Source organism: Bacillus sp. 196mf, assembly GCF_003217275.1.
Classification (GTDB): domain Bacteria; phylum Bacillota; class Bacilli; order Bacillales; family Bacillaceae_G; genus Bacillus_A; species Bacillus_A thuringiensis_S.
This window is the reverse complement of the sequence record NZ_QJTG01000014.1, coordinates 42,977-56,474: the sequence shown is the minus strand read 5'-3', so window position 1 is coordinate 56,474 and position 13,498 is coordinate 42,977. Positions and strand designations below refer to the sequence as shown.

Genomic DNA, 13,498 nt, shown 5'->3' with positions numbered 1-13,498 from the left:
ATGATGGATACTCGGAGGTGTCTCTCATGATTGTAGCGACGCTAGAAAGCGTATTAATATTAGATAAGGCAGAGCAGCTTGCAAAAGCGATTATCTGTTCAGATATAGCAGAAGATTATCGTAAGTATTATAGAGAATTACATGAAGATATGGAACTTCAGACGTTAATTCAGCAATTTACAGCGATGAAAGAACGGTATGAGGAAGTACAGCGTTTTGGAAAATACCATCCTGACTACACTACCGTATCGATGAAAATGAGAGAATTAAAGCGTTCTGTGGACTTACATGATAAGGTTGCAGCTTTTAAAAGAGCAGAAACTGCTTTGCAGAAGTTATTAGATGAAGTTAGTGTAGCAATCGGTTCGGAAGTGTCTTCTTCCATTAAAGTGCCAACAGGGAATCCATTCTTTGATGCTGGTGGCTGTGGTGGAGGTTGTGGTACTGGCGGAGGTTGTGGTTGTAAAAAAACGGGGTGATGTACCCCGTTTTTTAGAAGTTGGAAGGAAACGTATACAGAGTTTGTCCTGTAATGTTATAAATTTCTGATTGGTTTTCATAGAATATAAAATATATGTTTTTAAAAGGAGAAGATGGAGAAGATTATGTTCGGGCAACGACAAAGTATGATTGTTTATTTACATTCATTGAAACATGCCAAGATTTTAAGGAAATATGGTAACATACATTACATATCAAAACGATTAAAATATGCTGTAGTATATTGTGACATGGAACAAATTGAGCATATGATGCATAAATTGAACAAACTTCCTTTTGTGAAAAAGATAGAACAGTCGTATCGCCCGTATTTAAAAACGGAATTTGAAAATTCCCGTCCTGATCGAGCAAAAGAATACGATTATAGCTAATAGAAAAAATCCCCTGCTAAATTTAGCGGGGGATTTTTTAATTGAAATAAAGTGTTATTTCATCGGAGGAATGAAATTGTTCATTCGTAAAATACCAATTAAATGATTAAAAAATAGTTCTTTTTCTGGGAAAGTTGTAGATGGCTTTACAGTAAAAGTAGCCACTTTTTTTCCGAGTTGCTCTGCCGTTTCTTCAAATAAAATGACACGTTTACTTTTTTTATTTTCAAATACAGGAATGCCTTCACGACATATGTATAATGGTTGGAAATCACCAGTAGTAGTTGGTTTTAATATTACAACAAGCGAACACACTTTTTTATCGTTTTTTATCGTTTCAAATTGTAACATATGTGCTATACGTTCTTGATTTGTTTTGGCAATTTCAAGTAATTCATATAAATCAGAGTAGCCTTCTCCGAGTTCTATAAAGCGTTGAATCATATTTTTTCCTCCTCTTTCTTTTACTGTACCATTTCACTTTTTAAATGAAAAGCACACAAAGAAAAAAACCCTGCATAGCAGGGCCCTTCTTATACTAGCATGTACTAGTAAGAAGGCAAAGGGAGAGGAGAAACCGGAGGAAGAACTTATGGGGAAACGTAAGTCTTCTCCGCGGTTGGCAACAACATCGAAGGTGATGTTGTTATAATTATTTATGTCCAATCTAAATGAAGATATACATAATGAAATTAAATTTTATGTCAGGCTTTTTATTTTTCTTTTTTTTATTTTGTGATAGGATAAAAAAGATAAAGTGGAACTAATATACATATTGGATTCATATTAGTGAATGATGAGATGAATACATAAAAATAATGAGTGGTTATTTGATGCTGAGTTTTCTAATATTTTGGTGAATGTAATTTGTTAACGGTTACCGAAGTGGGAATGGCTTTCTATAATCGCTCGATAGATTGAAATAAAGGTAGTGACAACAGATGAGAGTAGTTTCAGGAAAATGTAAAGGACACCCACTTAAAGCGGTTCCTGGTAATACAACACGTCCAACGACAGATAAAGTAAAAGAATCTATTTTTAATATGATAGGTCCTTATTTTGATGGTGGTATCGCCCTTGATTTATTTGGTGGTAGTGGTGGCCTTGGAATTGAGGCTTTGAGCAGAGGGATCGATAAAGCGATTTTTGTTGATAGGGATAGTAAAGCGATAAAAGTAATTCATCAAAATTTAGAAAGTTGTAGAATACAGGAACAAGCTGAAGTATATCGAAATGATGCGGAACGTGCAGTAAAGGCGCTTATAAAACGTGAAATGTCATTCGATCTTATATTAATAGACCCACCATATAAAGAGCAAAAAATTGTATCTTTAATTAGTGTAATGGATCAACATGGATTGCTACATAGTGATGGATTAATTATGGCAGAGCATGGTAATGATGTGGTTTTACCTGATTCAATAGGAAAGCTTGTAAAAGTACGAGCTGAGAATTATGGGATTACTGCAATATCGATTTATAAGTATGAAGGTGAGGGGACAGAATGACAAGTATAGCTATTTCTTCAGGAAGTTTTGATCCAATTACCCTTGGGCATCTGGATATTATTAAAAGGGGAGCAAAAGTATTTGATGAGGTGTACGTAGTCGTTTTAAACAATTCATCTAAAAAACCATTCTTTTCAGTTGAAGAGCGATTAGAACTAATTCGAGAAGCGACAAAGGATATCCCGAATGTAAAAGTAGATTCGCATAGTGGGCTGTTAGTAGAGTATGCAAAAATGCGTAATGCAAATGCAATATTACGTGGTTTACGAGCAGTTTCTGATTTTGAATATGAGATGCAAATTACTTCTATGAATCGAAAATTAGATGAAAATATTGAAACATTTTTTATTATGACAAACAACCAATATTCATTTTTAAGCTCGAGTATTGTGAAAGAAGTTGCGAGGTATGGAGGAAGTGTAGTAGATCTTGTGCCTCCTATTGTAGAGCGTGCTTTAAAAGAAAAGTTTCAAACCCCGTTAAAGTGAACGGGGTTTTTCTTTATACGTGCGAAAAAATAATAAAATAACATATAAATATAGACAAAATAATGTAAAAATTGGTCCGTAATGTATAAAAGATGTCCAAATTTCATGTAGTATAGAAGGATGCTTGGATAAAAATACAGGAATATCTTTTTGCATAGGTGAGAAAGAACTTACTTTCTCATAAAATGGTGTCCAAAATATAAATGTAAAAATAGGGGCAAGAATACTTTGAATAATTCGTGCGAAAAAATAGGGTTTAAATCGGATGTCTGTTTCAGCTAATATGCTAGCAACTTGTGCCTGAATAGAAAGACCGCTAAATGCTAAAATGAAGCTTGTTACCATAGCTTGTTGTAAGAGGGGTGTTTCATTTATTTGACTAATCATTTGGCTTCCGAGTGTCATTTCGAAAACACCTGATAATATAGGTATACTAAAATCTGTACTTAGTTGGAAGAATGATAAAATATGTTGCATAATAAAAGAAAGAGCTGCTGTAATGTGGAATACAGTAATCATTTTATTTAACACAGAGAATAAAATAATAAATCCGCCAATCATAAGTAATGTTTGAATAGAAGAAACGATAGCATCCCCAAGTAATTTACCGATTGGTCTTTTTTCTTGTAAGCGTGTCTCGTGAAGAATTAAAAAAGGGTTTTGAAAGCGGCGTTTTTTTGTAGTGTGTGTATTATTTTTGTAAGCGGTATTATGGCCGTAAAAACGCATAATTAATCCGACAGCAAAGTTACTTAAATAATGGGCAGCCGCTAATATAATCCCTAATTTTGGATTATTAAAAAAACCGATAGACACAGCACCGAAAATAAAAAGTGGATTAGAAGAATTTGTGAAAGAAACGAGGCGCTCCGCTTCAATCTGAGTTAAAAGGTTGCTTTTTCGTAGTCTAGCGCTTAGTTTGGCGCCTGCAGGGAAACCTGAAGCCATTCCCATTGCCCAAACGAATCCACCTATCCCTGGAACGCGAAAAAGTGGGCGCATGAGTGGTTCTAATATAACGCCAATAAATTTTACAACACCGATACTAATTAGAAGTTCCGCAATGATGAAAAACGGTAGTAGTGAAGGGAATACAACTTCCCACCATATATTTAACCCGCGAATAGAAGCTTGTAAAGCGGCTTGGGGGTGGAGTACAAGAGAAAAGGTTAAAAAAAGCGTTGATATGGTAAGGAAAGCGGTTTTCCATTTTTCATACATGTAAGTAAATCCCCCTTTGTCCCAAAAAACGTTCATTTCAGTATACGTGGATACGTAGTGAATTTAGACCATAAGTATGAAAAAGGAATGAAAAAAATTAAAGGGTGAGAAAAATGAAAGAACCAAAGATTGGTTTAGCACTTGGGTCTGGAGGAGCGAAAGGGTTTGCTCATATTGGTGTAATAAAGGTTTTAAGGGAAGCTGGTATCCCTATTCATATGATTGCAGGAAGTAGTATGGGGGCGCTAATAGGTACGTTTTATGCGGCAAGTAGTAACGTTGAAAGATTGTATAAATTGGCATCTGTTTTCAAGCGGAAGTATTATTTAGATTTCACGGTACCGAAAATGGGATTTATTGCTGGAAAACGTGTCAAAGATATGATTAAAATGTTTACATATAATAAAAATTTAGAAGAGTTAGATATCCCGACGGCTGTTGTGGCTACTGACATATTGAAGGGGGAAAAAGTGGTTTTTACAAGTGGACCAGTTGCAGATGCGGTGAGGGCTAGCATATCTGTTCCTGGAGTGTTTGTACCAGAAAAAATAGATGGACGATTATTAGTGGATGGTGGGGTTATTGATCGGATCCCAGTATCGGTTGTGAAAGAATTAGGGGCCGATATTGTTATCGCTGTGGATGTGTCTCCAATTAAGGTGAATGGCGATGTTACGTCCATTTATGACGTAATCATGCAAAGTATAGAAATTATGCAGCATGAGCTTGTAATGAATCGGCAAATTGCATCGGATTTAATGATGCGACCAGCTGTAGAGCAATTTAGTTCACGTGCTTTTACAAACATTGAAGACATTATTCGAGTTGGAGAAGTAGAAGCGGAAAAACATGTTTCAAATATTTATTTATTAATTGAGCAGTGGAAGGAGAAACATAATGTTTAAGCGTTTTCGGTTTATATATGCAATCTTAATAGGGGTTATATTGGCGATGTTACTTGTTTACGTGCGTTTACCGTATTATGTAACAAAACCAGGAATGGCTGCCAAATTAGAGCCTTACGTTCAAGTTGAGGGTGGAACGAAAGAATCTGGTGATTTTATGCTTGTTACGGTTTCAATGGGACCAGCAAATGTGGTGAATTTAATAGCGGCACAGTTTAATAAATATACACATATTTCAAAAGCGGAAGAAATATTGCAAAAAGGTGAGAGTAATGAAGAATATCAATTTCGCCAAAATTATGCGATGAAAGATTCACAAAATGCAGCAATTTATAATGCATATAAACGTGCAAATCGCTCCGTTTCTTTTGAAAATAAAGGTGTATTAGTTGCTGGTGTGGCAAAAGGAATGCCGTCAGAAGGAAAGCTTAAGCTTGGTGATGTTATTATAGCTGTTGATGGAAAAACATTTGAAAAGACGGAGCAATTTATTGAATATATGACTGGGAAAAAAGAAAGCGATGCTGTAAGTATTGAGTACATGAGAAATGGAAAACAATTGAAAGAAAATTTAAATGTAAAGAAGATTCCTAATGGGAATGGACGTGTCGGTATAGGTGTTTCTATCGTTACGGAAAGAGAATTAATGGTCGATCCGAAAGTGAAAATTAATTCTCATGAAATTGGTGGACCATCCGCAGGTTTAATGTTCACATTAGAAATATATAATCAACTTGTGGAAGAAGACTTAACAAAAGGACATGAAATAGCTGGAACAGGTACAATTAATGAAAAAGGAGAAGTTGGCCCGATTGGTGGTATAAATCAAAAAGTGGTGGCTGCTAGCGATGCTGGGGCTGAGGTGTTCTTTGCGCCAAATGAAAAAGGAGCGGAGAAATCGAACTATAAAGATGCACTTGAGACTGCAAAGGACATTAAAACAAAAATGAAAATTGTACCAGTGGATACGCTGGATGATGCGTTAACATATTTAGAAAAGATGGATAAGGAAAAAACCTCTCTGAAATAGAGAGGTTTTTTTATAGGAATTTTGTAGTTGTTTCATCATAGCGAATAGGATGGTGTGTTATATCCTGTTTTAATAGTTGCGTGCGTAACGGTTCGTGCATGATGGAGAAATATACAGAGTTTGCTTTTTTCTCTATATCTAAAGCAGCATGGTCAAATGTTTTTGTATGAGTAAGGATTGGAAGTTCGATTTTTTTCTTGTTTTTTGAAAGATAAGTTTGTCCTTTTTGTGACATGCCTAGCAGGCGGATATATGGTGCATGTTGTTCTATATTTGCACTACGTATTTCCTCTTTTGTTGTGTTTGTTAAAATGTGTGTACAAGCTCTTTGTAGTCTAGTCCATGTATAACGTTTTGTTTTTAATGCTTCCATGAATGAATAGAAGGAGGAACTGTTTTGTATTTTTGATAAAATACGATGCTCTAAACCTTCTTCTATTTCATATATATGTCGTAAGTCTCCTGAAGACATTGTCATGAGTTTATATTTAAAAAATGAAAAGTATTGTTCCCAATTATGTAATATCCCGTAGTTTTGTTTGTAATTTGCTAAAAGCGAAGTGGTTGCCTGTGGGAGAAAAGGTTCAATTGTTGTAAATGATCCTTCTTCGCTAAAGAGTTGTTTCCGAATGCTTGTCGCGCTTGCAATATGTTGGTCATTAAATGTTTCATCATGATAATGAGAGGCGAATCTTTTTATAGTTTGAGCTTGTATAGAGCTATTTTGTGACAGAATTGCTTTCATATATTGGAAGCCTAAAATATTATTTGGTTGTGACATATCTATGTTTTTTTCGGATGTTAAAATGTGTGAGAAAGCATCCGATGTTGCTTTTGCATAACTATTTCCAGCGTCCATGAATTGTTTTACAAGGCAGTTAAAAGTCTCTTCTTCGTTTTTTTGTACGGAGATGGTATTATAAAAATTTTCGATTTGTCCATCCTCACTACCGAAACAAATTTCAGAAACACGTAGGGCATTTAAAATGGAAATAGCACCATTTGCGAAGGTTTCAGCCTTTTGTGTTGCAAAGACGTATGGAAGCTCTACAACAAGGTCTACGCCGTTTGCTAAGGCCATTTTAGTGCGATACCATTTGGAAATGAGTGCGGGCTCACCACGCTGTAAAAAAGGACCACTCATAACGGCAATTATTATATCGGATTGTGTTAACTTTTTTGTCTCTTGCACATGATAAAGATGACCGTTATGAAAAGGGTTATATTCAACAACAATACCACCAGCTTTTATGGTAATCTCTCCTTTCGATGTAGCATCTTTTTGAAAAACGTGATACTCTATATATTATTTACTATGATGACTTCATTATAGTGTAAAGAAAAAACATTGACAAATATAAAATGGCTAGCTATAATTTTGTTTGTTGCCTTGAGGTGATATGATATGAAATGGTCCATCCATCAATTGAATAAATTGAGAAATAAAGGATTGACATTGGATGAGATGGTAGATGTAAGTGAGCTAAAAGAGGTCGAGAAAGATATTCGTGAAATTAATCCTGTTCATGTAACGGGAAGAGTTGATTTTGGCTCCGGTAAGTTTACGTTTCATCTACATATAACTGGAAGCATGGTTTTACCATGTTCTCGCTCTTTAGTAGATGTGACATTACCATTTGACATTAAAACAACTGAGGTGTTCCAAACTTCACAAGAAGAATTTGAAACTGAAGCTGAAATTCATTGTTTAGAAGGAGAAGTACTTGACTTACTGCCCGTAATCAAGGAAAATATACTTTTGGAGATTCCAATGCAAATTTTCAGTGATGATGTTTCTGGTGGAGCACCGACGCAAGGTCAAGACTGGCAAGTGATTTCGGAAGAAGACAAAGAAAAGACTGTTGATCCAAGATTGGCAGGACTTGCAAAGTTTTTTGACAAATAATCGGAAGACTGGTTCAGGCCTTCATATGAAAATAACTATTTCTTTTAAGGAGGTGGGAAGAATGGCTGTACCTTTTAGAAGAACTTCTAAAACAGTAAAAAGAAAGCGTCGTACGCATTTCAAATTATCAGTACCTGGTATGGTAGAGTGCCCAAGCTGTGGTGAAGCGAAATTAGCTCACCGTGTATGTAAAGCATGCGGTACTTACAAAGGTAAAGAAGTAATCAGCAAGTAATTGCAGGAAAATAAACGCAGAAGATATCTTCTGCGTTTATTTTTTTTTGTCTTAATCTTTAGTTGTTGTATTCTATCTTTTCTAGTAACTGCATATGCTTAATAAAAAATGCATAGGGAGGACTAGAGAAATGGCGACAACAAGACAAGATGCTTGGACTGATGATGAAGATTTGCTTCTGGCAGAAGTAGTACTCCGGCATATTCGAGAAGGTGGAACACAACTTTCTGCCTTTAAGGAAGTGGGGAAAAATTTATCTCGTACACCAGCAGCATGTGGATTTAGATGGAATTCTTACGTAAGAAAGCAATATAAAGAACGTATTGAGGAAGCGAAGCAACTTCGTAAAGTAGAAAATTATGAAGTGAAAGAGACAAAAGTGTTAGAACCTACGTCAATTACGTTGAATGATGTTATTGATTTCTTGCAAAATTATAAAGATGAAAACTCTTTAACGGTGTTGCAACAACAAGTTGAATCATTACAAACAGAAAGAGAGCGTCTTCTGGAGCGATTATCAGTATATGAGGAAGAGTATAGAACATTGCTTGATTATATCGATCAAAAAAGAAGTGTAATGGTAGCGGAAAGAAACAATGCTCGCTCGACTGAGAAGTTAGAGAAGCTTAAGAAATAAAAAAACAGCTGTTATACAGCTGTTTTTTTTATTTCTTAAGCCGATTCTTCATTTGTAACCGCATTCAAATTTGTTTCTGGATGCCAAATATAAAAATCTCCATCAGTTACTGATACGGGGCTGAAATTTAATTTATCCCAAAAACCAGCTGAATGAATACGCGCTATCGTTTTAATAGGAAATTGCAGTTGTTTCGCATGATTTACAAGCATTTGTCCGAATCCTTGTTTTTGAAAAGTTGGTAATACTTCAAGTTTATAAAGTTCTAGGTAAGGACCTGTAATTTCGAATGGTTCTCCGCCGTTTCTTTTCATATATAGACTCATACGTGCGATTAGTGATCCGCCATAATAAATACCGTAAAATGGAGATTCACTGTCGTTTTCAATAATGTTTGCTTGCAATTCTTCCAGCATAGATAGTTCCTGGGCTCCGCACCCTTTAAATTTTTTGAATTCATCTAACGTTTTATAATTGATGAGCAAGCGCTCAACTTTTGGGAATCCCATTACATCACATCCTTTTCTTATCTCGTTGAATGCAGAAAAGTAAAAATATTTATAATAATAGTATAACTCATTTTTTTATTTTTATGAAGAAGATAGTATATTTCTTTTATTATTTTTTTGAGGATTTGCTAAACTAAGAGTATAAGTGTATTAATAGGCAGTATATACATAGTGAAAAATGAGAGTTTATTTGTTTGGCAGAGGACAACGAAATTATAGGGCGTGCTCATGTACTTTAAAAAGATATGAAAAAGGGGGGAGGCAAGGGCACTTAATGTGAATCCCTTGTGTGAAAATGAAAATTGGAATTGTCGGACCAGGTGCTATTGGTCTATTGTATACATTTTATTTACAAAAAAGTAACCAAGATGTTACGTTGTTTACAAGAACAGCTAAGCAGGCTGAAGAATTAAATGAAACAGGTGTAACTTGTATTAGAGATGGAAGATGGGAAACAGTATATCCGCCTGTTTTACCGATAGAAAGTATGGTAGCGCAAAATTTAGATTATATATTTATTGCTGTGAAGCAATATCATATAGATGACATACTACCGTTTGTGGAAGGTGCATCATCATTAATCTTTTTGCAAAACGGAATGTCGCATCTCCCAAAGATGCTGCAAATAGGGAGTGAAAATATAGCTGTTGGTATTGTAGAACATGGTGCGAAAAAAGAGGGAGGGCACATCGTTCATCATACTGGAGTAGGTGTAACGAGATTTGGAGTGGTTTGTGGCCAATCTATACATTTTAAAAAAATATTTCATTCTTTTCCTGTTGCTTATTTTCCAGTTCAAATAGAAACAGATTGGGAAGAGATTATGCGCAAAAAATTAGTAGTAAATGTATGTATCAATCCGTTGACAGCGTTATTGGGAGTAAAGAATGGTGAATTAATCAAGAATCGTTTTTTTTATCAAATGATGGAGCAAGTGTTTCAGGAGGTCGCATTTCTTATTAGAGGAGAAAAAGAAATGGTATGGCAAATGGTACGAAATGTGTGTGAAGGAACGTCTTGTAATACATCCTCTATGTTAGCGGATGTAAGAGCGAATAGACAGACGGAAATTAATGCGATTGTTGGGTATGTATTAGAAGAGGCTAAGAAACAGCAACGACCAGTTCCGACACTTCAATTTTTGTTCGATGCAATAAAGGGGTTAGAAACAAGAGTATAAGTGTTATTCTTTGCTTTTAAGTGAAACATTGACTACAATGTGGATTGGTGAGAGAACTGGATACGAAAGGAAGAATTATATGGAGATAAAAGAAATCTCTGTTCCGCAACAAGGTGTTGTAGCGGACTATATGAACGGTAAAAAAGAGATACAGTCATGTTTTGATTATATGTTAACAGAAGATGCTTTTAAACAACGTTTACATGATTTGCGTGAAAGGGAGTTTTTCCGCCAAGATTTAGTAGCGCATTTATTAGAATATAATACAAAATTACAAGCGGGAGAATCTACACTTCAAAATGTAAAAGCGCTTGGAGATGAAAATACATATGTTGTTATAGCTGGACAACAAGCGGGGTTATTAACTGGACCGCTTTATACAATTCATAAAGTTATTTCAATTTTACAGCTTGCAAAGGAAAAGGAAGAAAGTTTAGGAGTTAAAGTTGTCCCTGTCTTCTGGATTGCGGGTGAAGATCATGATATGGATGAGATTAACCATACTTTTGTAGCAAAAAATAAAAAGATGAAAAAAACTATTTTTTATGATCGTAATCCGAAAAAGGCGAGTGCTTCTGAGTCTGAACTTTCTGTTGAAGATTGTAGAAGTTGGATTGAAGAGATTTTTAAAACATACCCAGAAACAAATTTTACAAAGGATGTATTAAAATTTGTTGATGATGCTTTGAAAAAATCGAATACGTATGTAGATTTCTTTGCTCATCTTATTACGAAAATCTTTGCTAATTCTGGTTTAATCCTTGTTGATTCACATCATCCTGAATTAAGAAAGTTAGAAATTCCATTTTTTAAGCGAATTATAGGTAAGTATAAAGAGGTGCAAGAGGGGCTTCGTAATCAGCAGGAAGTAATTAAAGAACTAGGATACAAACCGATTATTGAAACGAAGTCTCATGCAGTGCATATATTCATGGAAATAGATAATGAACGAGTATTGCTTGAAGAGCATCAAGGTAAGTTTGTTGGAAAGGATGGGGCGCATTCCTTTTCATATGAAGAGTTGATTGAAGAAATGGAGAGAAATCCGGCACGTTTTAGTAATAATGTTGTAACGCGTCCTCTTATGCAAGAGTATGTATTTCCTACGCTCGCATTTATTGGAGGTCCAGGGGAATTAGCTTATTGGAGTGAATTACAACAAGTATTCCATACTGTCGGTTTTCAAATGCCACCTGTCGTTCCTCGTCTTACAATTACTTATGTGGAGAGAGATATAGCGACAGATTTATTCGATCTGCAATTGAGAGAAAGTGATCCGTTTTTAAATGATGTCGATAAACTGCGTGAAAACTGGTTGTCTAATCGAGTAGAGGAACCGATTGATGATCATTTTGAAAAGGCGAAAAAAGAAATTGCCGATATTCATATATCTTTACAGCAATTTGTAAAGAAAATAGAGCCAGGATTAGGTGCGTTTGCAGGGAAAAACGAATTGAAAATTAATGAACAAATTGAACTGCTGGAAAGAATGTTGAAAAGAAATGTTGAGAAAAAGTATGAGGTTCAGCTAAATAAATTCCGCCGTATACAATTCGCACTTCGTCCATTAGGTGCGCCGCAAGAACGTGTGTGGAATGTATGTTATTATTTAAATCAGTTTGGTTTGGATTTCGTTGATCGTGTAATGGAAAACCCTTTTTCTTGGGACGGAAAACATCATGTTATAAAACTATAAAATCTTGCTCTTTGGAGCAGGATTTTATTTTTATTCCGTTGAATTTACTGTGAAGTGATTTTTTTCTGAATTATCAATCAAAAAGTGTTGGATATGGTAATTGTGTTGGATACTTAAATATATGACAAAATAGCACAAAATGTAAACGTATTATTCGCTTTTTCGACAGTTTTTTATTTAAATTCCCGCAAAAGATGATAAAATTTAGTATATAATAAAAGAAAATAGCGATTTGTATAGTATGTTGCCTTTGTTGGTAAGTTAAATGAGTCGTTCTTTCGTATTATTTCATTCTCTAAGCGTGAAATATGTGCTTAGAGGAAGGGATACATTCAACATAATTAATTGGAAAAAGAGTAGGTGCAACAATGTTTAAACACGTAACAGTGCTTTTAAAGGAAACAGTAGACGGCTTAGATATAAAGCCAGATGGTACATATGTAGATTGTACACTGGGGGGAGGAGGACATAGTTCTTATTTATTATCCCAATTAACTGAAGGTGGAAAATTAATAGCGTTTGATCAAGATGAGATAGCGATTCAAAACGCGAAAGAAAAGTTCTCTTCATACGGTGAACAGTTTATAACAGTAAAGAGTAACTTCCGTTATTTAGCTGAAAAACTGCAAGAAATAGGTATAACAGAAGTAGACGGTATTTTATTTGATTTAGGTGTTTCATCCCCACAATTAGATACACCAGAACGAGGCTTTAGTTATCATCATGATGCACCGCTAGATATGCGGATGGATCAAGATGCCCCATTAACAGCGTATGATGTTGTAAATAGCTGGTCATATGAACAACTTGTAAGGATTTTCTTCCAATACGGTGAAGAGAAATTTTCAAAACAAATTGCAAGAAAAATTGAAGCTTATCGTGAGAATAAAGCTATTGAAACGACAGGAGAATTAGTAGAGCTAATTAAAGAAGGTATTCCGGCTCCTGCTCGTAGAACGGGTGGGCATCCTGCTAAGCGAGTGTTTCAGGCAATTCGTATAGCTGTAAATGATGAATTAAAAGTATTTGAAGAAGCATTGGAATCTGCTATTGAGGTGGTTAAGCCAGGTGGAAGGGTTAGTGTTATAACATTCCATTCATTAGAAGATCGTATTTGTAAAACAACGTTTAAGCGAAATAGTACAACGCCACAATTGCCGCCAGGATTACCGATTATTCCTGAAGAATTTAAGCCGAAATTAAAGCTTATTACAAGAAAACCGATTTTACCTTCTGATATAGAGTTAGAAGAAAATAATCGTGCGCGTTCTGCGAAGTTGAGAATCGCTGAAAAACGATAAAAGGGAGAGA

The 13,498-nt window shown here is 35.2% G+C and carries 16 protein-coding genes; 12 read left to right on the top strand and 4 right to left on the bottom strand.

The genetic code is table 11. The annotated features are described in order from the left end of the window. Positions 1 to 26 precede the first annotated feature (26 nt). Both ATL10_RS18975 and ATL10_RS18970 read left to right on the top strand, forming a co-directional pair. The gene (locus ATL10_RS18975) at positions 27 to 479 is read left to right on the top strand and encodes a YlbF/YmcA family competence regulator (protein ID WP_000634366.1); all 453 of its coding nucleotides are present in this window, start codon (positions 27 to 29) and stop codon (positions 477 to 479) included. 126 nt (positions 480 to 605) lie between these two features. Then, on the top strand, positions 606 to 872 hold the full coding sequence (locus ATL10_RS18970) for a YlbG family protein (protein WP_002082261.1): 267 nt from the start codon (positions 606 to 608) through the stop codon (positions 870 to 872). 54 nt (positions 873 to 926) lie between these two features. On the opposite strand, the gene ATL10_RS18965 is transcribed toward ATL10_RS18970, so the two are convergent. Next, positions 927 to 1,316, bottom strand: coding sequence for a DUF7147 family protein (locus tag ATL10_RS18965; protein WP_000616017.1), 390 nt, complete (start codon positions 1,314 to 1,316; stop codon positions 927 to 929). Positions 1,317 to 1,813: 497 nt separating this feature from the next. Between ATL10_RS18965 and rsmD the strand changes: the two genes are divergently transcribed. Continuing rightward, on the top strand, positions 1,814 to 2,380 hold the full coding sequence (gene rsmD, locus ATL10_RS18960) for a 16S rRNA (guanine(966)-N(2))-methyltransferase RsmD (protein WP_001266976.1): 567 nt from the start codon (positions 1,814 to 1,816) through the stop codon (positions 2,378 to 2,380). Then, positions 2,377 to 2,868: a pantetheine-phosphate adenylyltransferase gene (gene coaD / locus ATL10_RS18955; RefSeq protein WP_000200601.1), complete on the top strand. Its 492-nt coding sequence runs from the start codon at positions 2,377 to 2,379 to the stop codon at positions 2,866 to 2,868. The genes rsmD and coaD overlap by 4 nt, the downstream gene beginning before the upstream one ends. Here coaD and ylbJ read toward each other — a convergent pair. Next, complete coding sequence (ylbJ, locus tag ATL10_RS18950) at positions 2,860 to 4,089, bottom strand: sporulation integral membrane protein YlbJ (RefSeq protein WP_000273089.1); 1,230 nt, start codon at positions 4,087 to 4,089, stop codon at positions 2,860 to 2,862. The two genes, coaD and ylbJ, sit on opposite strands and share 9 nt — an antisense overlap. 113 nt (positions 4,090 to 4,202) lie before the next feature. On the opposite strand from ylbJ, the gene ATL10_RS18945 reads away from it, so the two are divergent. Together ATL10_RS18945 and ATL10_RS18940 are read left to right on the top strand one after the other, a co-directional pair. Beyond that, complete coding sequence (locus ATL10_RS18945) at positions 4,203 to 4,994, top strand: patatin-like phospholipase family protein (protein ID WP_000662590.1); 792 nt, start codon at positions 4,203 to 4,205, stop codon at positions 4,992 to 4,994. Further along, positions 4,987 to 6,024: a SepM family pheromone-processing serine protease gene (locus ATL10_RS18940; RefSeq protein ID WP_098235797.1), complete on the top strand. Its 1,038-nt coding sequence runs from the start codon at positions 4,987 to 4,989 to the stop codon at positions 6,022 to 6,024. Before ATL10_RS18945 ends, ATL10_RS18940 begins: the two co-directional genes overlap by 8 nt. A 10-nt stretch (positions 6,025 to 6,034) precedes the next feature. On the opposite strand, the gene ATL10_RS18935 is transcribed toward ATL10_RS18940, so the two are convergent. Beyond that, positions 6,035 to 7,216: a nucleotidyltransferase gene (locus ATL10_RS18935; RefSeq protein WP_069356137.1), complete on the bottom strand. Its 1,182-nt coding sequence runs from the start codon at positions 7,214 to 7,216 to the stop codon at positions 6,035 to 6,037. A 213-nt stretch (positions 7,217 to 7,429) separates the two neighbouring features. Between ATL10_RS18935 and ATL10_RS18930 the strand changes: the two genes are divergently transcribed. From ATL10_RS18930 to ATL10_RS18920, 3 genes are all read left to right on the top strand, one after another. Beyond that, positions 7,430 to 7,930 carry a YceD family protein gene (locus tag ATL10_RS18930; protein WP_000872146.1) on the top strand — a complete coding sequence of 167 codons (501 nt, stop codon included), beginning with the start codon at positions 7,430 to 7,432 and terminating at the stop codon, positions 7,928 to 7,930. A 61-nt stretch (positions 7,931 to 7,991) separates the two neighbouring features. After that, on the top strand, positions 7,992 to 8,165 hold the full coding sequence (rpmF, locus tag ATL10_RS18925; protein ID WP_001984764.1) for a 50S ribosomal protein L32: 174 nt from the start codon (positions 7,992 to 7,994) through the stop codon (positions 8,163 to 8,165). Between the two features lie 130 nt (positions 8,166 to 8,295). Next, entirely contained in the window at positions 8,296 to 8,802 is a 507-nt protein-coding gene (locus ATL10_RS18920; RefSeq protein ID WP_000246469.1) for an RsfA family transcriptional regulator, read from the top strand. A 35-nt stretch (positions 8,803 to 8,837) separates the two neighbouring features. On the opposite strand, the gene ATL10_RS18915 is transcribed toward ATL10_RS18920, so the two are convergent. Beyond that, complete coding sequence (locus ATL10_RS18915) at positions 8,838 to 9,311, bottom strand: N-acetyltransferase (protein ID WP_000506690.1); 474 nt, start codon at positions 9,309 to 9,311, stop codon at positions 8,838 to 8,840. A gap of 295 nt (positions 9,312 to 9,606) precedes the next feature. Here ATL10_RS18915 and panE point away from each other — a divergent pair, with 295 nt between their 5' ends. The 3 genes from panE to rsmH all read left to right on the top strand — a co-directional run bounded on the left by panE (position 9,607) and on the right by rsmH (position 13,488). Beyond that, on the top strand, positions 9,607 to 10,491 hold the full coding sequence (panE, locus tag ATL10_RS18910; protein ID WP_142669978.1) for a 2-dehydropantoate 2-reductase: 885 nt from the start codon (positions 9,607 to 9,609) through the stop codon (positions 10,489 to 10,491). Positions 10,492 to 10,570: 79 nt separating this feature from the next. After that, a complete protein-coding gene (bshC, locus tag ATL10_RS18905) occupies positions 10,571 to 12,187 on the top strand; it encodes a bacillithiol biosynthesis cysteine-adding enzyme BshC (RefSeq protein WP_069356136.1) in 1,617 nt (538 codons plus the stop codon). A 368-nt stretch (positions 12,188 to 12,555) separates the two neighbouring features. Beyond that, a complete protein-coding gene (rsmH, locus tag ATL10_RS18900) occupies positions 12,556 to 13,488 on the top strand; it encodes a 16S rRNA (cytosine(1402)-N(4))-methyltransferase RsmH (RefSeq protein ID WP_097924697.1) in 933 nt (310 codons plus the stop codon). Positions 13,489 to 13,498 lie beyond the last annotated feature (10 nt).